Raw genomic sequence first — 515 nt, 5'->3', positions numbered from 1 at the left:
GGCAATCTTTACCTTTCAGCTTTGGATAAGAAAGGGAGAAACTATAGAACTTATCTTTTACACAGATTAAAAGTTCATCAAATAACAAAGACAGAGCTTCCCCTCTTTTATAGAAAAAGGTATAAAGATCTCTTTTTTACCTTTGATAGGGAACCGTTCATCTTAAAAATTCTACTTCCAGCTGATTACTACAAAGACGTTTTTCCAGAATATGAAATACTCCTCTACCTACTCAGTTTCACTATAGAGTAAATAAAGATGTTACTGAAGTTCTCCTTGTTGCTTATCCAAACTACCGTTTTGCAAGTTGGATAATTCTAGATGAAATAATAGCAATATCCCCACCAGATGAAAATGATTTATCAATAGCAAAAAAGAAGAACTTAAGGAAAAATTACCCTGATCTCTCTTTCAGTCTAAGGGAAAACAAAAGAAGATTCAATCTATTCAAGAAGTTCCTTCAAGAGTTTCTAGAAAAGAGAAAAAATCTTTTAAAAAGTTAAGTCTCGCTTTTT

Annotated in this window: 1 protein-coding gene; it reads left to right on the top strand. The window is 31.8% G+C overall.

Features of this window, described 5'->3' with window-relative positions; genetic code table 11:
• A partial coding sequence (locus tag ABGX27_03205) for a hypothetical protein (protein ID MEO2068499.1) occupies positions 1 to 252 on the top strand: 252 nt, incomplete at its 5' end.
• Positions 253 to 515: the final 263 nt, after the last annotated feature.

It is taken from the genome of Desulfurobacteriaceae bacterium (assembly GCA_039832905.1).
Lineage (GTDB): Bacteria > Aquificota > Aquificia > Desulfurobacteriales > Desulfurobacteriaceae > Desulfurobacterium.
Note: the sequence above shows the minus strand (reverse complement) of the source record. Positions and strands in the feature narration are given on the sequence as shown.